16 protein-coding genes are annotated in these 18,251 nt (G+C 50.1%); 8 read left to right on the top strand and 8 right to left on the bottom strand.

The features are described 5' to 3' along the window. Positions 1 to 185: 185 nt before the first annotated feature. Positions 186 to 1,883, top strand: coding sequence for an alpha,alpha-trehalase (treA, locus tag ACJHXA_RS01145; protein WP_000841709.1), 1,698 nt, complete (start codon positions 186 to 188; stop codon positions 1,881 to 1,883). A 78-nt stretch (positions 1,884 to 1,961) separates the two neighbouring features. On the opposite strand, the gene ycgY is transcribed toward treA, so the two are convergent. Continuing rightward, positions 1,962 to 2,402, bottom strand: coding sequence for a protein YcgY (gene ycgY / locus ACJHXA_RS01140; RefSeq protein ID WP_000615067.1), 441 nt, complete (start codon positions 2,400 to 2,402; stop codon positions 1,962 to 1,964). Between the two features lie 177 nt (positions 2,403 to 2,579). After that, the gene (locus tag ACJHXA_RS01135; protein WP_000511313.1) at positions 2,580 to 2,834 is read right to left on the bottom strand and encodes a GlsB/YeaQ/YmgE family stress response membrane protein; all 255 of its coding nucleotides are present in this window, start codon (positions 2,832 to 2,834) and stop codon (positions 2,580 to 2,582) included. Positions 2,835 to 3,034: 200 nt separating this feature from the next. Between ACJHXA_RS01135 and ACJHXA_RS01130 the strand changes: the two genes are divergently transcribed. Next, a complete protein-coding gene (locus ACJHXA_RS01130) occupies positions 3,035 to 3,769 on the top strand; it encodes a flagellar brake protein (RefSeq protein ID WP_000020161.1) in 735 nt (244 codons plus the stop codon). A 1-nt stretch (position 3,770) separates the two neighbouring features. On the opposite strand, the gene emtA is transcribed toward ACJHXA_RS01130, so the two are convergent. Then, positions 3,771 to 4,382 (bottom strand): membrane-bound lytic murein transglycosylase EmtA, encoded by a 612-nt coding sequence (gene emtA, locus ACJHXA_RS01125; protein WP_001295616.1) that lies wholly within the window; start codon positions 4,380 to 4,382, stop codon positions 3,771 to 3,773. 99 nt (positions 4,383 to 4,481) lie between these two features. Here emtA and ldcA point away from each other — a divergent pair, with 99 nt between their 5' ends. Further along, positions 4,482 to 5,396, top strand: coding sequence for a muramoyltetrapeptide carboxypeptidase (ldcA, locus tag ACJHXA_RS01120; RefSeq protein WP_000051548.1), 915 nt, complete (start codon positions 4,482 to 4,484; stop codon positions 5,394 to 5,396). Positions 5,397 to 5,490: 94 nt separating this feature from the next. Further along, complete coding sequence (locus tag ACJHXA_RS01115) at positions 5,491 to 7,227, top strand: potassium/proton antiporter (protein WP_000340206.1); 1,737 nt, start codon at positions 5,491 to 5,493, stop codon at positions 7,225 to 7,227. A 385-nt stretch (positions 7,228 to 7,612) separates the two neighbouring features. Here the strand turns inward: ACJHXA_RS01115 and dadX are convergent, their stop codons facing one another. Further along, a complete protein-coding gene (gene dadX, locus ACJHXA_RS01110) occupies positions 7,613 to 8,683 on the bottom strand; it encodes a catabolic alanine racemase DadX (RefSeq protein ID WP_000197840.1) in 1,071 nt (356 codons plus the stop codon). Between the two features lie 9 nt (positions 8,684 to 8,692). Then, positions 8,693 to 9,991, bottom strand: a complete 1,299-nt coding sequence (gene dadA / locus ACJHXA_RS01105; protein ID WP_001266908.1) for a D-amino acid dehydrogenase — start codon at positions 9,989 to 9,991, stop codon at positions 8,693 to 8,695. Between the two features lie 329 nt (positions 9,992 to 10,320). On the opposite strand from dadA, the gene ACJHXA_RS01100 reads away from it, so the two are divergent. Beyond that, positions 10,321 to 11,853, top strand: a complete 1,533-nt coding sequence (locus ACJHXA_RS01100) for a SpoVR family protein (RefSeq protein ID WP_000190854.1) — start codon at positions 10,321 to 10,323, stop codon at positions 11,851 to 11,853. A gap of 51 nt (positions 11,854 to 11,904) precedes the next feature. Here the strand turns inward: ACJHXA_RS01100 and fadR are convergent, their stop codons facing one another. Next, positions 11,905 to 12,624: a fatty acid metabolism transcriptional regulator FadR gene (gene fadR, locus ACJHXA_RS01095; RefSeq protein WP_000234823.1), complete on the bottom strand. Its 720-nt coding sequence runs from the start codon at positions 12,622 to 12,624 to the stop codon at positions 11,905 to 11,907. Positions 12,625 to 12,845: 221 nt separating this feature from the next. Here fadR and nhaB point away from each other — a divergent pair, with 221 nt between their 5' ends. After that, positions 12,846 to 14,387: a Na(+)/H(+) antiporter NhaB gene (gene nhaB / locus ACJHXA_RS01090; protein ID WP_000406391.1), complete on the top strand. Its 1,542-nt coding sequence runs from the start codon at positions 12,846 to 12,848 to the stop codon at positions 14,385 to 14,387. A gap of 145 nt (positions 14,388 to 14,532) precedes the next feature. Then, entirely contained in the window at positions 14,533 to 15,063 is a 531-nt protein-coding gene (gene dsbB / locus ACJHXA_RS01085) for a disulfide bond formation protein DsbB (protein ID WP_000943459.1), read from the top strand. A gap of 45 nt (positions 15,064 to 15,108) precedes the next feature. Here dsbB and umuC read toward each other — a convergent pair whose 3' ends face one another. Beyond that, the gene (gene umuC, locus ACJHXA_RS01080; protein WP_000457616.1) at positions 15,109 to 16,377 is read right to left on the bottom strand and encodes a DNA polymerase V catalytic protein; all 1,269 of its coding nucleotides are present in this window, start codon (positions 16,375 to 16,377) and stop codon (positions 15,109 to 15,111) included. Further along, positions 16,377 to 16,796, bottom strand: coding sequence for a translesion error-prone DNA polymerase V autoproteolytic subunit (locus ACJHXA_RS01075; protein ID WP_000897378.1), 420 nt, complete (start codon positions 16,794 to 16,796; stop codon positions 16,377 to 16,379). Before ACJHXA_RS01075 ends, umuC begins: the two co-directional genes overlap by 1 nt. A gap of 372 nt (positions 16,797 to 17,168) precedes the next feature. Here ACJHXA_RS01075 and hlyE point away from each other — a divergent pair, with 372 nt between their 5' ends. Next, the gene (gene hlyE, locus ACJHXA_RS01070; protein WP_001315422.1) at positions 17,169 to 18,080 is read left to right on the top strand and encodes a hemolysin HlyE; all 912 of its coding nucleotides are present in this window, start codon (positions 17,169 to 17,171) and stop codon (positions 18,078 to 18,080) included. The last annotated feature ends 171 nt before the right edge of the window (positions 18,081 to 18,251 follow it).

Raw genomic sequence — 18,251 nt, 5'->3', positions numbered from 1 at the left:
TGGCTAATAAACAGACGTTATTTGATCACTCTATTTCACCGTTATTTATCCCTTTAATTCCCTTTTCTAAAATGCCTGACAGTTCGCAGAATGAGATTTCGATCATGCAGCTAGTGCGATCCTGAACTAAGGTTTTCTGATACTTGAATACCGTTTTATTCGGTTTCGCCAAAGGAGAATGATTGATGAAATCCCCCGCACCTTCTCGCCCGCAAAAAATGGCGTTAATTCCAGCCTGTATCTTTTTGTGTTTCGCTGCGCTATCGGTGCAGGCAGAAGAAACACCGGTAACACCACAGCCGCCTGATATTTTATTAGGGCCGCTGTTTAATGATGTGCAAAACGCCAAACTTTTTCCGGACCAAAAAACCTTTGCCGATGCCGTGCCGAACAGCGATCCGCTGATGATCCTTGCTGATTATCGGATGCAGCAAAACCAGAGCGGATTTGATCTGCGCCATTTCGTTAACGTCAATTTCACCCTGCCGAAAGAGGGCGAGAAATATGTTCCGCCAGAGGGGCAGTCACTGCGCGAACATATTGACGGACTTTGGCCGGTATTAACGCGTTCTACCGAAAACACCGAAAAATGGGATTCTCTGTTACCGCTGCCGGAACCTTATGTCGTGCCGGGCGGACGTTTTCGCGAGGTATATTACTGGGACAGTTACTTCACCATGTTAGGACTTGCCGAAAGCGGTCACTGGGATAAAGTCGCGGATATGGTGGCCAATTTTGCTCATGAAATAGACACTTACGGTCATATTCCCAACGGCAACCGCAGTTACTATTTAAGCCGCTCGCAACCGCCCTTCTTTGCCCTGATGGTAGAGTTACTGGCGCAGCATGAAGGCGATGCCGCGTTGAAGCAATACCTGCCGCAAATGCAAAAAGAATATGCTTACTGGATGGACGGTGTTGAAAACCTGCAAGCCGGACAACAGGAAAAACGCGTTGTAAAACTTCAGGATGGTACCCTTCTCAACCGCTACTGGGACGATCGCGATACGCCACGACCAGAGTCATGGGTGGAAGATATTGCCACCGCCAAAAGCAATCCGAATCGACCTGCCACTGAAATTTACCGCGACCTGCGCTCTGCCGCTGCGTCTGGCTGGGATTTCAGCTCGCGCTGGATGGACAACCCGCATCAACTAAATACCTTACGCACCACCAGCATCGTACCGGTCGATCTGAACAGCCTGATGTTTAAAATGGAAAAAATCCTCGCCCGCGCCAGCAAAGCTGCCGGAGATAACGCGATGGCAAACCAGTACGAAACGCTGGCAAATGCCCGTCAAAAAGGGATCGAAAAATACATGTGGAACGATCAACAAGGCTGGTATGCCGATTACGACCTGAAAAGTCATAAAGTGCGCAATCAGTTAACCGCGGCCGCCCTGTTCCCGCTGTACGTCAATGCGGCAGCGAAAGATCGCGCCAACAAAATGGCGACGGCGACGAAAACACATCTGCTGCAACCCGGCGGCCTGAACACCACGTCGGTGAAAAGTGGGCAACAATGGGATGCGCCAAATGGCTGGGCACCGTTACAGTGGGTCGCGACAGAAGGATTACAAAACTACGGGCAAAAAGAGGTGGCGATGGACATTAGCTGGCACTTCCTGACCAATGTTCAGCACACCTATGACCGGGAGAAAAAGCTGGTGGAAAAATATGATGTCAGCACCACCGGAACGGGGGGCGGCGGTGGCGAATATCCATTACAGGATGGCTTTGGCTGGACCAATGGCGTGACGCTGAAAATGCTGGATTTGATCTGCCCGAAAGAGCAACCGTGTGACAATGTTCCGGCGACGCGTCCGACCGTTAAGTCAGCAACGACGCAACCCTCAACCAAAGAGGCACAACCCACACCTTAACCAGCGCTTACTCCGACAACGTCATTCGGCTTCTCCGGATGGCGTTGTCGGCAGATAACACCATAGCTATGGTTTTTTCTACACAGACGGTTTTTCAAGTCCTGGCGGGAAGTATTGCGCAAATGTTTGCCATACGTGGTTGCCGAAGATAGCGTCATTTCTACGGGTAAGTGTTTCACTTTCATCACCCGGCGATTTACGCCGACGTTGGCTATATAAAGCATCAATTGCTACCTGAATATTGTTACGGTGTTCACTCATCAACGTTTTTTTGCTTTCTGGAGTTAAATTAATAATCACATAATCCAGACACTCCAGAGAATTTAGCAACCAAAAAAAGAATTCAGACCATTCCTCTTCGCGTAACTGAAGCATTGCCGAACGGGTATTTTGGCTTAATCTGCCAGAAGGATTGATCAATTCTAAATGTTCAATAAGCGCAGCCAAAACCGCCTCACTATCCGCCCCATTTTTAACGCCTGACTGGCTACTGTCTAAAATATTTATTTTCTGAATCACACCAAAAACAACGAAACAATAATTAAAAAAGGATTCTGTTGTTGTTACCGGGAACCGACTTTATCGGATATCGAAGTGCTATATTGATTTTTTTCACCCGTAAAGCAGGTGTCGAGTATACGTTCTGATGTGAAAGCGGATAGCGGCATCTGTATCGCTATCCGCCTTATGAAAATCTTATTCTCTTCGCAGGAGGCGGAATATGCCCAGAACGAGAATAGCTCCCACCACCGCCACCAAGAAGCTGTGCAGATTAAAACCACTGATGGAGCCGCCAATGCCAAACATGGTCGCCAGCCAGCCGCCGACCACCGCACCGACTATCCCGAGAATACAGGTCAGGAAAAATCCACCACCATCACGCCCCGGCATGATTAGCTTGGCGATAATGCCGGCTATCAGGCCAAAAATAATCCAGGCAATAATTCCCATGTTCAGGCCCTCGTTTCGATGAATCGGACGCAAGAAATGCTTACGTCAACGCTCTAAGTATAGGCAAGGGCGGGATCGATGCTGGGCGTATGTCGGCTGATTTAAGAACAACATGTAAAAAATATTCACGCATTTGTATTAAGTTTTGTTAACTGTGACCGATAAACCAAAGACAGTTTGTCAGTCAGGAGTTTTTCCGCGTGAGTCATTACCATGAGCAGTTCCTGAAACAAAATCCGTTAGCCGTCCTGGGCGTGTTACGCGATTTGCACAAAGCCGCAATTCCTTTGCGTCTCAGTTGGAATGGCGGGCAGCTGATCAGCAAAATACTGGCAATAACCCCGGATAAACTGGTGCTGGATTTCGGCAGTCAAGCCGAAGACAACATCGCCGTGCTAAAGGCACAGCACATTACCATTACCGCCGAAACTCAGGGTGCGAAAGTCGAGTTTACTGTTGAACAACTACAGCAGAGTGAATACTTGCAGCTTCCGGCATTTATCACCGTACCGCCTCCCACCTTATGGTTTGTACAACGACGCCGATATTTCCGCATCTCCGCCCCACTCCATCCGCCTTATTTTTGCCAGACCAAACTGGCGGATAACAGTACGTTACGTTTCCGCCTGTATGATTTGTCGTTAGGCGGCATGGGCGCATTACTGGAAACAGCAAAGCCTGCCGAATTACAAGAAGGCATGCGCTTCGCTCAGATTGAAGTCAACATGGGGCAATGGGGTGTTTTTCACTTTGACGCCCAGTTAATCTCCATCAGCGAGCGCAAAGTGATTGATGGCAAGAATGAAACCATCACCACTCCCCGTCTGAGCTTCCGTTTTCTTAACGTCAGCCCGACGGTGGAGCGGCAATTACAGCGGATTATTTTCTCTCTCGAGCGAGAAGCCCGGGAAAAAGCGGACAAAGTGCGCGACTGATTTACATCGCGTCCAGTGCCTGCTCAAGTTTGTAGATATAGCGCGGAGCCTGCGGCGCAGGATGATTTCGCGCTACGTGATCGAGGAACTCGTCAGCATCCAAATCGTTGATTTTGCTGATCGCCTTTTTCCGATCTGACGAGAAAGTCCGTAGCAGCGCACCTGCCCCGTTAGCGTATGACACCACCAGCGCATATTGCAGTACCTTCGGATCTTCAATGCCTGCCAGCGGGCCGGTTTCCAGAATATTCAGGTAAGCCGCCCCCATTGAAATATTACGCTCTGGATTTTTCAGCTCGCTGGTCGTCGGCTCACCACTCCAGCCCATACGGCGATAAACATCACGTCCGGAGGTTGAAGCTTTTAACTGCATCAAACCAATGGCATTCGATTTACTCACCGCATTCGGATTACCACCCGATTCGATAGCGATAATCGCCGTGATCAATTGTGGATCGACGCCCCAGGCTGCACCGGCTTTCTGGCTTATTGGCATCCACTGCATCGCACGTTGCACCGGAACTTTCGCGTTCCACGGCGGGTTCGTATAGTCATGCTTTGATGAACAACCCGCTAATAACACAATCAAAAAGGCAAACCATCTCAATTTCACTTCTTCTATCCTTATAGCCTGGAATCGCCGTTGAGGTGACAACGGCACACCTAAGCGGCATGATATACATTTCGTTTCTGTTGTCAGCAAGGAATTGCCATGTCTCTGTTTCACTTAATTGCCCCATCGGGTTACTGCATTAAACAGCACGCCGCGCTGCGTGGTATCCATCGCCTTACCGACGAGGGGCATCAGGTCAATAACGTCGAGGTTATTGCCCGTCGTTGTGAGCGTTTTGCGGGTACGGAAACGGAGCGCCTGGAAGATCTCAATTCCCTTGCCAGACTGACTACCCCCAACACCATCGTGCTGGCTGTACGCGGCGGTTACGGTGCCAGTCGTTTACTGGCAGATATTGACTGGCAGGCACTGGTTGCTCGCCAACAACATGACCCGTTACTCATTTGCGGACATAGCGATTTTACCGCCATTCAGTGCGGTCTTCTGGCGCAAGGCAATGTCATCACCTTTAGCGGCCCCATGCTGGTAGCAAACTTTGGTGCGGATGAACTGAACGCCTTTACCGAGCACCATTTCTGGCTGGCGTTACGCAATAAAACCTTCACCATTGAATGGCAAGGGGAAGGCCCGACATGTCAGACCGAAGGCACGTTGTGGGGAGGCAATCTTGCGATGCTGATTTCACTGATTGGTACACCGTGGATGCCAAAAATTGAGAACGGTATTCTGGTGCTGGAAGATATTAACGAGCACCCTTTCCGCGTCGAACGTATGCTGTTGCAGCTCTATCATGCGGGAATTTTGCCACGTCAGAAGGCGATTATTCTCGGTAGCTTTAGCGGCAGCACGCCCAATGATTATGACGCAGGTTACAACCTGGAGTCAGTGTACGCGTTTTTGCGTTCCCGCCTGTCGATTCCACTCATTACCGGCCTCGATTTTGGTCATGAACAACGCACGGTTACGCTGCCGTTGGGCGCACATGCCATTCTGAATAACACCCGGGAAGGCACTCAGTTGACGATTAGCGGTCATCCTGTTCTTAAAATGTAAAAAAATCACGCTTCAGGGCTAAGTAAAACGCTGTCTCTGCCGCTAATATGGTAGGGTTTATATAAGAGACAGCGTAATCAGGAGTAACCGACCGTTGGATGCCACAACAATAATTAGCCTTTTCATCTTAGGATCCATCCTTGTCACCAGCAGTATATTACTTAGTTCATTTTCTTCCCGTCTTGGCATTCCTATTCTGGTTATTTTTCTGGCGATCGGCATGCTGGCAGGAGTCGATGGCGTCGGCGGTATCCCGTTTGATAATTACCCCTTCGCCTACATGGTAAGTAACCTGGCACTGGCGATTATTTTGCTCGACGGCGGGATGCGCACTCAGGCCAGTTCCTTTCGTGTGGCGTTAGGACCGGCACTGTCGCTGGCGACGCTGGGCGTGCTTATCACCTCTGGTTTAACCGGCATGATGGCGGCGTGGCTGTTTAATCTTGATTTGATTGAAGGCTTATTAATCGGCGCTATCGTCGGCTCTACCGATGCTGCAGCGGTCTTTTCTCTGCTGGGTGGTAAGGGGCTTAACGAACGTGTTGGCTCGACGCTGGAAATTGAATCCGGCAGTAATGATCCAATGGCGGTCTTTCTGACGATTACCCTGATTGCGATGATCCAGCAACATGAAAGCAGTGTCAGTTGGATGTTCGTGGTCGATATTCTGCAGCAATTTGGCCTCGGGATTGTCATCGGACTTGGCGGTGGTTATTTACTGCTGCAAATGATTAATCGCATCGCCCTGCCTGCCGGATTATATCCATTGCTGGCATTAAGCGGCGGTATTTTAATTTTTGCTTTAACCACGGCGCTGGAAGGCAGCGGTATTCTGGCTGTTTATCTGTGCGGTTTTCTGCTGGGTAATCGGCCGATTCGCAACCGCTACGGCATCCTGCAAAATTTCGACGGCCTCGCCTGGCTGGCGCAAATCGCCATGTTCCTGGTGCTGGGGCTATTGGTTAACCCAAGCGATCTGCTGCCTATTGCCATTCCGGCGCTCATTTTGTCGGCATGGATGATATTCTTCGCCCGTCCCCTTTCGGTATTTGCTGGATTGCTCCCCTTCCGCGGTTTCAATCTGCGTGAGCGCGTGTTTATCAGCTGGGTAGGATTACGCGGCGCGGTGCCAATCATCCTGGCCGTGTTCCCGATGATGGCGGGGCTGGAGAATGCACGTCTGTTCTTTAATGTCGCCTTCTTTGTGGTTCTGGTTTCACTGCTCTTGCAGGGAACATCACTCTCGTGGGCGGCTAAAAAAGCCAAAGTGGTGGTTCCGCCAGTGGGACGTCCGGTGTCACGCGTTGGCCTGGATATTCATCCGGAAAATCCGTGGGAGCAGTTTGTTTATCAATTGAGTGCCGATAAATGGTGCGTGGGCGCGGCACTGCGCGATTTGCATATGCCAAAAGAGACGCGTATTGCGGCACTGTTTCGTGATAACCAGTTGCTTCATCCTACCGGCAGCACCCGACTGCGCGAAGGCGATGTGTTGTGTGTAATTGGTCGGGAACGCGATCTTCCGGCGCTCGGTAAACTGTTCAGCCAGTCGCCGCCGGTCGCGCTGGATCAACGCTTCTTTGGTGACTTCATTCTCGAAGCCAGCGCCAAATATGCTGATGTTGCGCTCATATATGGCCTGGAAGACGGGCGAGAATATCGTGATAAGCAGCAAACGCTGGGTGAAATTGTCCAGCAGTTGTTAGGCGCGGCACCGGTTGTCGGTGACCAGGTAGAGTTTGCCGGGATGATCTGGACGGTGGCCGAGAAAGAAGATAATGAAGTGTTGAAGATTGGCGTACGGGTGGCTGAAGAGGAAGCTGAATCTTAAATTTAATGAAGCATCTATCGCCGGTTGCGATGCTTTGCTGAACGCAGCCTGAGCCTGCAATTGTTTGTCGTCCATAATTTAACCTTCATTTGATGTTGAATTGAACATATCAAAATCAGGCAATTACACAAATCTATGTACAGGCTCCATCAAGGGTAAAGCGTGATTTATCTGAAGTCGAGTTCGAGTCAACAATGAAGCGTAAGCGTTTTATGTAGAACGCCTGTGCGGTGAGTTCAGGTTCCGGGGAAATAGTGTCCATTCTTTTAATGGACACTATCATGGGCAATGGCTCTGTCACATTAACAACTACAGTTGCTGACCAGCCGGATTGATGATTTTTTCGCAACCAGAAGACGCTGTCTCCGATCCGGCTTACAACAAGTTACACTGTCACAACCGGGACGCGTAACGCCAGCGCGCACATCAACTCATAGCCCACCGTTCCGGCAGCGGCGGCGACATCATCAATTTTGATCTCCTTGCCCCACAGCTCAACCGGCGTACCAATCCCCGCCTGCGGGCAAGGCGTTAAATCGACCGCTAGCATATCCATCGAGACGGTCCCCACCGTCATGGTGCGCACGCCGTCCACTAAAACAGGGGTACCGGTAGGCGCGTGGCGCGGATAACCGTCGGCGTACCCTGCGGCGACAATGCCGATTCGCTGTTCATCGCGCGCAGTATAGCGACCGCCGTAGCCCACACGCTCACCCGCTTTTAGCGTCTGGACACCAATAATCTCACTGCTTAGCGTCATCACCGGACGTAATCCGGTATTGGCGATATCACGCCACTGACCGGACGGCGAAGCGCCATACAAAATAATGCCAGGCCGAACCCAGTCAAAATGCGCTTCCGGGTGCCACAGAGTCGCCGCCGAATTGGACAACGAACGCCGACACTCCAGCCCTTCCGCCGCCTGCTCAATACGCGCCATCGCGCTGGAAATTCCATCAGGATGTTCCGCTTCGGCAAAATGCGACATCAGGGTCATCTCGCCAACATTCGCCATTGCCCGCAACTGCTGCCAGACGGTAAGCACGCGATCGGGCTGGAAGCCCAACCGATTCATCCCACTGTTCACTTTAAGATAAATATCCAACGGTGCTTTTAGCCGCGCATTTTGCAGTGCTTTGAGCTGCCAGTTGCTGTGTACGCAGGTGGTCAGGCGGTGCTGGTCATAAATCTCCAGATCCTGAGCATGGAAAAATCCTTCCAGCATCAGGATCGGCCCCTTCCAGCCGCGCTCACGTAACGTTATTGCCTCTTCCAGGTTAAGTAATGCAAAGCCATCGGTGGCCCCGAGCGCGCTCCAGATACGCTCAATACCATGCCCGTAAGCGTTCGCTTTTACCACCGACCAGACGCGCGCGTGCGGCGCGGCCTGGCGGACAATGGACAGATTCTGTTTTAATGCCTGCAGATCGAGGCTGGCCTGTATCGGACGGGTCATCTCGTTTCCTTAGCTGTGTGCGCCATGTAAATGGCCCGGACGTGATGGCGTAAATCCACGGCTGTAGCGCGCTACGCTTAGATCCTCATATGGGATCGCTGGCGTGCGACCAGAGAGCAGATCGCTTAACAACTGACCGGAACCGCAAGCCATCGTCCAGCCGAGCGTGCCGTGACCGGTATTCAGCCACAGATTTTTAAAGCGTGTACGCCCGACAACCGGCGTACCGTCTGGCGTCATCGGGCGCAAACCCGTCCAGAAAGTCGCCTGCTCGACATGACCGCCGCGTGGATAGAGATCGCGAACCACCATTTCCAGCGTTTCACGACGCGGTTGCAACAGCTCGGTGTTAAAACCAACAATTTCCGCCATTCCGCCAACACGAATGCGGTTATCGAAACGGGTAATGGCGATTTTGTAGGTTTCATCAAGAATAGTGGATACTGGCGCACCATCTTCCTGCGCAATTGGAATAGTCAGCGAGTAGCCTTTCAGCGGATACACCGGAATATCAACAATGCCTTTGAGCATCGCCGTCGAGTAAGAACCAAACGCCATCACATACGCATCGGCCTTAATCACTTCATCGCCACACTTCACGCCGTAGATTTGCTCGCCGTCGCAAAGCAGTTGGTCAACGGGCGTATTAAAGCGGAATTTAACCCCCGCCTGCTCCGCCATCCGCGCCAGATTCTGGGTAAATAGCTGACAGTCTCCGGTTTCATCATTGGGTAACTGCAGGCCGCCCGTCAGTTTGTGCGCCACTTCTGCCAGCGCGGGCTCCACTTCCGCCAGGCGGCTGGATTCCAGCAGCTGATACGGTACGCCGGCATCTTCCAGCACGGCGATATCGCGGGTCGCATTTTCATACTGTTGTTCGGTACGGAACAGTTGCAGCGTCCCACCCTGACGCCCTTCATACTGAATATTGGTTTCGGCGCGCAATGCTTTCAGGCAATCACGGCTGTATTCCGCCAGACGCACCATCCGCCCTTTGTTTTCCATGTAGTGGCTGGTGTCGCAGTTACGTAACATTTGCCACATCCATTTCAACTGGAACTGCGTACCGTCGAGACGAACCGCCAGCGGCGCATGGCGCTGGAACATCCATTTAATCGCTTTTAAAGGCACACCTGGTGCCGCCCACGGTGCAGCATATCCGGGGGAGATTTGCCCGGCATTCGCGGCACTGGTTTCCAGGGCGGCCCCCGGCTCCCGATCAATGACGGTGACCTCATGTCCTGCCTGATTTAAGTACCAGGCGCTGGCAACGCCTACCACACCACTTCCCAGTATGACAACTCGCATAGCCACTCCGATAACGGTAGATACAGTAAAAGAATAATAATCTAATTACATCTTGATAACTCAGTTAAAAATATTATTCAACATACGGCTTTTTTATGGTGAGCTGGCTCACATCTCCCTGACTCTGCGGCAATATGGCGTCTTTAGTATCTCCTGCTGAACGCCCTTTTTATCCAGCATAAAATTCCGTTCAGAAGCGGATTAGTGGCACTCTGATAATAAGAAATCGCAAAGAAAAAAATTCTCCGGCGACGCGGTTTTTAACAGGTGTTCTATGCTTGAAATGAGGTGCTCCACACAGAGAGCGCCGACAACAATGAGGTGCGCGTATGGCGACGATCGATTCTATGAATAAGGACACCACACGTTTGAGCGATGGACCCGACTGGACGTTCGACCTGCTGGATGTTTATCTGGCAGAGATAGACCGGGTGGCGAAACTCTACCGGCTGGATACCTACCCGCACCAGATTGAAGTGATAACCTCAGAACAGATGATGGATGCCTACTCCAGCGTCGGCATGCCAATTAACTATCCGCACTGGTCATTCGGTAAAAAGTTTATCGAGACTGAACGGCTGTATAAGCACGGTCAGCAAGGACTGGCCTATGAAATCGTCATTAACTCTAACCCGTGTATCGCTTACCTGATGGAAGAGAACACCATTACCATGCAGGCGCTGGTGATGGCACACGCCTGCTATGGGCATAACTCTTTCTTTAAAAACAATTACTTATTCCGCAGTTGGACCGACGCCAGTTCGATTGTCGATTATCTGATTTTTGCCCGTAAATATATTACCGAGTGCGAAGAACGTTATGGCGTTGATGAAGTAGAACGGCTTCTGGACTCGTGCCACGCGCTGATGAACTACGGCGTGGACCGGTACAAACGCCCGCAAAAAATCTCGCTGCAAGAAGAGAAAGCCCGGCAGAAAAGTCGCGAAGAGTATCTACAAAGTCAGGTCAATATGCTCTGGCGTACCCTGCCGAAGCGCGAGGAAGAGAAAACGGTTGCTGAAGCGCGCCGCTATCCGTCCGAACCACAAGAAAACCTGCTCTATTTTATGGAGAAAAATGCGCCACTGCTGGAATCATGGCAGCGTGAAATCCTGCGTATTGTGCGTAAGGTGAGCCAGTATTTTTATCCGCAAAAACAGACTCAGGTGATGAACGAAGGCTGGGCGACCTTCTGGCACTATACCATCCTTAACCATCTGTATGATGAAGGGAAAGTAACGGAACGTTTTATGCTGGAGTTTTTGCACAGCCACACCAATGTGGTCTTCCAGCCCCCCTATAACAGCCCGTGGTACAGCGGCATCAACCCGTATGCCCTCGGGTTCGCCATGTTCCAGGATATTAAACGGATTTGTCAGTCGCCAACGGAAGAAGACAAATACTGGTTCCCGGATATCGCCGGTTCCGACTGGCTGGAAACGCTGCATTTCGCGATGCGTGATTTCAAAGATGAGAGTTTTATCAGCCAGTTTCTGTCACCGAAAGTGATGCGTGATTTCCGCTTCTTCACCGTGCTGGATGATGATCGGCATAATTATCTGGAGATTTCCGCTATTCATAATGAAGAAGGTTATCGGGAGATCCGTAACCGGTTATCGTCGCAATATAACTTAAGTAATCTGGAGCCGAATATTCAGATCTGGAACGTGGATTTGCGCGGCGACCGTTCGCTGACGCTGCGTTACATTCCACATAATCGCGCACCGCTGGATCGGGGGCGCAAAGAAGTGCTGAAGCATGTGCATCGCCTGTGGGGATTTGATGTGATGCTCGAACAGCAAAACGAAGACGGCAGCATCGAGTTGCTGGAACGTTGCCCGCCAAGAATGGGAAATCTGTAAAAACAACAAAAAACCCCTCGTTTGAGGGGTTTGCTCTTTAAACGGAAGGGATTATCGCCCCTGAATGGCTAAATCACCCGGCAGATTTTTCTGCATCCGGTGCCAAATCTCGCCACTCTCATGCCCATAGCGACGCACTGTTTCGTACACCTGATCGTGCGCGCCTTCACTGCACAACGCCGACAGTTTGTGGTAGAAGCCCAGCGCCAGACTGCGCGCTTCCGGATTGGCGAAATAGTGACGACCAATACGCGTATACAGCCCTTTCATCCCGTTAAGAATCAGACCGTAAATCGGGTTGCCGGAAGCAAACGCCAGGCCGCGGAATATGTTGTAATCCAGCTCGGCAAAGGCGTCGGCGTGATCGGCCACTTCATTAGCGGTAGCCAGCACTTCCTGCGCTTTATCGGGATGCTGACGAAACGCGGTGCGAATAAAAATAGTTGAAATATTGGTACGCACCGACAGCAAATTATCAATAAGCTGCGGCACACTTTCGTGATCCAGTCGCGCCAGTGTTTCAAGGATATTTAAACCAGAGGTTTCCCAGAAATTATTCACCTTCGTCGGCTTGCCATGTTGAATGGTCAACCAGCCATCTCGTGCCAGACGCTGTAACACTTCACGTAACGTAGTACGCGTTACGCCAATTAATTCTGAAAGTTCACGTTCTGCGGGCAAAATAGTCCCGGGAGGGAAGCGGTTATTCCAGATACTTTCAATAATGTACTCTTCCGCGAAACCCGCCGGGCTTTGCGCCTTAATGACCATAGTGAGATTTCCATAACACAGCAAAACAAAGTTGGACTCATCATACCAGAGGGCTAACTACGCTGATAGCAGACAAAAAGAAGAAAAAAGGGATCAAGGCTTCATTTTCCGCATCTCTTTCCCCTTGACTATCAAGACTTGCCTCACTCCTGCCTGACCGTTAAGCTTTGCGTTTAAACATAAAAACATCATTGATTATTTGTAAGGTAAGGGAAACCATCATGGAGATCTCCTGGGGCCGCGCGCTATGGCGCAATTTTTTGGGCCAGTCCCCCGACTGGTACAAACTCGCCCTCATCATTTTCTTAATCGTAAACCCGTTAATTTTCCTCATCAGCCCTTTCGTCGCGGGCTGGTTGCTGGTAGCGGAATTTATTTTCACTCTGGCGATGGCCCTGAAATGCTACCCGCTGCTCCCCGGTGGTCTGTTGGCTATCGAAGCGGTATTCATCGGCATGACCAGCGCGGAACACGTCCGTGAAGAGGTGGCGGCAAATCTTGAAGTCTTGCTGTTACTGATGTTTATGGTGGCGGGTATCTATTTTATGAAACAGCTATTGCTGTTCATATTTACCCGTTTGCTGTTAAGCATTCGCTCCAAAATGCTGCTGTCGCTCTCTTTTTGCGTGGCGGCGGCGTTCCTCTCCGCGTTCCTCGATGCCTTAACCGTCGTGGCGGTGGTGATCAGCGTTGCAGTCGGTTTTTATGGTATTTATCACCGCGTAGCCTCTTCCCGTACTGAAGATACCGACCTGCAAGACGATAGTCATATCGACAAGCATTACAAAGTGGTTCTGGAACAGTTCCGTGGCTTTCTGCGTAGCCTGATGATGCATGCCGGTGTCGGCACTGCATTAGGCGGCGTGATGACCATGGTGGGCGAACCACAGAACCTGATCATCGCTAAAGCGGCTGGCTGGCATTTTGGCGATTTCTTCCTGCGCATGTCGCCGGTGACCGTTCCGGTTCTGATTTGTGGCCTGTTAACCTGCCTGCTGGTAGAGAAGCTGCGTTGGTTTGGCTACGGTGAAACGCTGCCGGAGAAAGTCCGCGAAGTGTTGCAACAGTTTGACGATCAAAGCCGCCACCAGCGTACCCGTCAGGATAAAATCCGTCTGATTGTCCAGGCGATTATTGGCGTCTGGCTGGTGACTGCGCTGGCGTTGCATCTGGCGGAAGTTGGCTTGATTGGTTTGTCAGTCATTATTCTGGCGACATCATTGACCGGTGTCACCGATGAACATGCTATCGGTAAAGCCTTCACCGAATCTCTGCCATTCACCGCACTGTTGACGGTGTTTTTCTCGGTAGTCGCGGTGATTATCGACCAACAACTGTTTTCGCCAATTATTCAGTTTGTGTTGCAGGCATCGGAACATGCTCAGCTGTCGCTGTTCTATATTTTCAACGGTCTGCTGTCATCCATTTCGGATAACGTCTTCGTGGGGACGATTTATATCAACGAAGCGAAAGCGGCAATGGAAAGTGGCGCTATCACGTTGAAGCAATACGAGCTGCTGGCGGTCGCCATTAATACCGGTACCAATCTGCCCTCCGTCGCTACGCCGAACGGTCAGGCTGCGTTCCTGTTCCTGCTGACCTCTGCACTCGCGCCATTGATTCGCCTCTCTTATGGCCGCATGGTGTGGATGGCCCTGCCTTACACCCTCGTACTGACACTCGTCGGCTTGCTCTGCGTCGAGTTTACGCTTGCCCCTGTAACCGAATGGTTTATGCAAATGGGCTGGATAGCAACGCTTTGATAACAACTTACCGGGCATATAAATGCCCGGTTTGCCTTTTCGCCCGATAATTGTCCAATTGCTTCCTATTTTTGCTGCCTCCTGGTGGCGCAGCGAATGAATTGGTTTAAACTGCGCACTCTATGCATATTGCAGGGAAATGATTATGTTGCGATTTTTGAACCAATGTTCACAAGGCCGGGGCGCGTGGCTGTTGATGGCGTTTACTGCTCTGGCACTGGAACTGACGGCGCTGTGGTTCCAGCATGTGATGTTACTGAAACCTTGCGTGCTCTGTATTTATGAACGTTGTGCGTTATTCGGCGTTCTGGGTGCTGCGCTGATTGGCGCGATCGCCCCGAAAACTCCGCTGCGTTATGTAGCGATGGTTATCTGGTTGTATAGTGCGTTCCGCGGTGTGCAGTTAACTTACGAGCACACCATGCTTCAGCTCTATCCTTCGCCGTTTGCCACCTGTGATTTTATGGTTCGTTTCCCGGAATGGCTGCCGCTGGATAAATGGGTGCCGCAAGTGTTTGTCGCCTCTGGCGATTGTGCCGAGCGTCAGTGGGATTTTTTAGGTCTGGAAATGCCGCAGTGGCTGCTCGGTATTTTTATCGCTTACCTGATTGTCGCGGTGCTGGTGGTGATTTCCCAGCCGTTTAAAGCGAAAAAACGTGACCTGTTCGGTCGCTAATCCCTTCGGCGCTCCTGCGGGAGCGCTTTTTTCCTGCCGCTATATTTATTTGACCCGCAGTAAATCAGAACTTCGCGTTGTATAACGTGGTGAAAGCATGGCACGCTTCATCTGCCATTGTTGCTGGATCCCCTGCCCGGCAAAATAGAGTGTTCCTCTGCCCTCTTTAGCATTCAGTGTATCCATTACCGTCATCAATTGCTCACTCCCGGGGCGCGGTGCGTTGTCATCGAATAAATTGAGCTGCGCGACTCCCTGACTGAAGAAATCCCCCAGCATCACGCCCGCTTTTTGGTAGCGATGGCCCGCTTGCCAGATGGCATCCAGAGATCGCGTAGCAGCGTTAATGATATCCCTGCTGTCCTGAGTGGGCGTCAGCAGTTTTACCGACGCGCTATTGCCGTAATAAGGTTCATTGAGCGCAAATGGTGACGTCTTAATAAACGTGGAGATAAACCGACAATATTGATGCTCGCTGCGAAGTTTTTCCGCCGCCCGGGCAGCGTAACTACAAATGGCCTGCCGCATCGATGGATAATCCGTGATGCGTTCACCAAACGAGCGGGAACAGATAATTTCCTGCTTCGTCGGTGCAAACTCTTCCAGTTGCAAACAGGGTTCGCCGCGCAGTTCACGCACCGTTCTTTCGAGCACGACATTAAAATGTTTACGGATAAACCGGATATCTGTATCCGCCAAATCAAGAACGGTTTTGATCCCCATCGCGTCCAGTTTTTTGCTGATCCGCCGTCCAATCCCCCAGACGTCATCCACGGGGAGAGCAGACATTAATTTACGCTGGCGTTCCAGATTTGATAAATCCACCACCCCACCCGTCTGCCGCTGCCATTTTTTTGCCGCATGATTGGCAAGCTTAGCCAACGTTTTGGTCTGGGCGATCCCCACACCAACAGTAAGATGGGTACGTTGTAGCACCGTTGCGCGAATTTCTCTGCCAAAATCAGTCAGATCGCGACAATTACGCACACCTGTCAGATCGCAGAATGCCTCATCAATACTGTAAATCTCGACGCGGGGCGATAGTTCTTCCAGCGTCGACATCACCCGATTGCTCATGTCTGCGTAAAGCTCATAATTGCTGCTAAAGCAAACCACGCCACAGCGACGAAACAGATCTTTTTGTTTGAACCAGGGATCGCCCATTTTAACACCCAGCGCCTTTGCCTCAGCGTTTCGGGCGATAACGCAACCGTCATTATTCGATAGCACAACCACCGGTTTACCCCATAAATCAGGGCGAAACACCGTCTCACAGCTGGCATAAAACGCGTTTACATCACAGAGAGCAAACATCAGCGCATCGCCTTAACGACGTGGATCACCACACCAAAGACATCCAGCGTATCTTCGCTACTGATGGTAATGGGCGAGTACGCACTGTTCATGGGAATAAGCTGTACCGTCGGGCGTAGTTGCAATTTTTTCACCGTAAACTCGCCGTCAACAGCAGCGATGACAATATCACCATGGCTGGCGGTAATAGCGCTATCGACAATCAGTAAATCACCGTCACTAATTCCACCATCAATCATAGAATCACCACTTGCTTTGACGAAGTAAGTCGCGCTGGGATGCTGGATCAACAGTTGATTCAGATCGATGCGCTGTTCAACGTAATCTGCTGCCGGTGAAGGAAAGCCACACTGAACAAGATCGCTAAATAGCGGAAAAGTCACAATTTCGCGGAGATCCGCAGGCTTGATAAACAACATAATAATCTGCCTGAAGTTATACTGTTTTTATATACAGTAGTCTGTTCTTGCCAGCAGATCAATACTGATTCAGGCTATCAATATTTGTCGCTGCATAGACTGCTGATTTTTCGTTCTCTTATCCTGTGCTCACGTGGCCTTCTGGCGACGACGCTCATCCAGCAGAAATGAAAAATATCACCCGGCAAAAAAATAGAATAGAAGCATTCGCCATAATGACATTAAACATTGTTTGATATTTATCATATTAATAGAAATAAAGACATTGACGCATCCCGCCCGGCTAACTATGAATTAGATGAAGTAAAATTTATTAATAGTTGTAAAACAGGAGTTTCATTACAATTTATATATTTAAAGAGGCGAATGATTATGACTGAAATCGTTGCAGATAAAACGGTAGAAGTAGTTAAAAACGCAATCGAAACTGCAGATGGAGCATTAGATCTTTATAATAAATATCTCGATCAGGTCATCCCCTGGCAGACCTTTGATGAAACCATAAAAGAGTTAAGTCGCTTTAAACAGGAGTATTCACAGGCAGCCTCCGTTTTAGTCGGCGATATTAAAACCTTACTTATGGATAGCCAGGATAAGTATTTTGAAGCAACCCAAACAGTGTATGAATGGTGTGGTGTTGCGACGCAATTGCTCGCAGCGTATATTTTTCTATTTGATGAGTACAATGAGAAGAAAGCATCCGCCCAGAAAGACATTCTCATTAAGGTACTGGATGACGGCATCACGAAGCTGAATGAAGCGCAAAAATCCCTGCTGGTAAGCTCACAAAGTTTCAACAACGCTTCCGGGAAACTGCTGGCGTTAGATAGCCAGTTAACCAATGATTTTTCAGAAAAAAGCAGCTATTTCCAGTCACAGGTAGATAAAATCAGGAAGGAAGCGTATGCCGGTGCCGCAGCCGGTGTCGTCGCCGGTCCATTTGGATTAATCATTTCCTATTCTATTGCTGCGGGCGTAGTTGAAGGGAAACTGATCCCAGAATTGAAGAACAAGTTAAAATCTGTGCAGAGTTTCTTTACCACCCTGTCTAACACGGTTAAACAAGCGAATAAAGATATCGATGCCGCCAAATTGAAATTAACCACCGAAATAGCCGCCATCGGGGAGATAAAAACGGAAACTGAAACAACCAGATTCTATGTTGATTATGATGATTTAATGCTTTCTTTGCTAAAAGAAGCGGCCAAAAAAATGATTAACACCTGTAATGAGTATCAGAAAAGACACGGTAAAAAGACACTCTTTGAGGTACCTGAAGTCTGATAAGCGATTATTCTCTCCATGTACTCAAGGTATAAGGTTTATCACATTTAAAAACACAGACGTTTTTTAAAGATTGAGAGTTACCTGTTGATAATAAGGTATCGGGTAACTCTCATTATGACAGAGCGCTTTCAAAAACAGGGCTACGAAATGGCGAGCATCCAGACGTAT

It is taken from the genome of Escherichia sp. WS33 (assembly GCF_046486385.1).
In the GTDB taxonomy this organism is placed as follows: Bacteria; Pseudomonadota; Gammaproteobacteria; order Enterobacterales; family Enterobacteriaceae; genus ECMA0423.
This window is presented reverse-complemented; position numbering and strand designations above follow the sequence as displayed.

Coding starts and splice junctions, on each gene's coding strand:
- treA (WP_000841709.1), top strand. CDS start 186: ATGAAATCCCCCGCACCTTCTCGCCCGCAAAAAATGGCGTTAATTCCA.
- ACJHXA_RS01135 (WP_000511313.1), bottom strand. CDS start 2,834: ATGGGAATTATTGCCTGGATTATTTTTGGCCTGATAGCCGGCATTATC.
- ldcA (WP_000051548.1), top strand. CDS start 4,482: ATGTCTCTGTTTCACTTAATTGCCCCATCGGGTTACTGCATTAAACAG.
- dadX (WP_000197840.1), bottom strand. CDS start 8,683: ATGACCCGTCCGATACAGGCCAGCCTCGATCTGCAGGCATTAAAACAG.
- dadA (WP_001266908.1), bottom strand. CDS start 9,991: ATGCGAGTTGTCATACTGGGAAGTGGTGTGGTAGGCGTTGCCAGCGCC.
- ACJHXA_RS01100 (WP_000190854.1), top strand. CDS start 10,321: ATGGCGACGATCGATTCTATGAATAAGGACACCACACGTTTGAGCGAT.
- fadR (WP_000234823.1), bottom strand. CDS start 12,624: ATGGTCATTAAGGCGCAAAGCCCGGCGGGTTTCGCGGAAGAGTACATT.
- nhaB (WP_000406391.1), top strand. CDS start 12,846: ATGGAGATCTCCTGGGGCCGCGCGCTATGGCGCAATTTTTTGGGCCAG.
- dsbB (WP_000943459.1), top strand. CDS start 14,533: ATGTTGCGATTTTTGAACCAATGTTCACAAGGCCGGGGCGCGTGGCTG.
- umuC (WP_000457616.1), bottom strand. CDS start 16,377: ATGTTTGCTCTCTGTGATGTAAACGCGTTTTATGCCAGCTGTGAGACG.
- ACJHXA_RS01075 (WP_000897378.1), bottom strand. CDS start 16,796: ATGTTGTTTATCAAGCCTGCGGATCTCCGCGAAATTGTGACTTTTCCG.
- hlyE (WP_001315422.1), top strand. CDS start 17,169: ATGACTGAAATCGTTGCAGATAAAACGGTAGAAGTAGTTAAAAACGCA.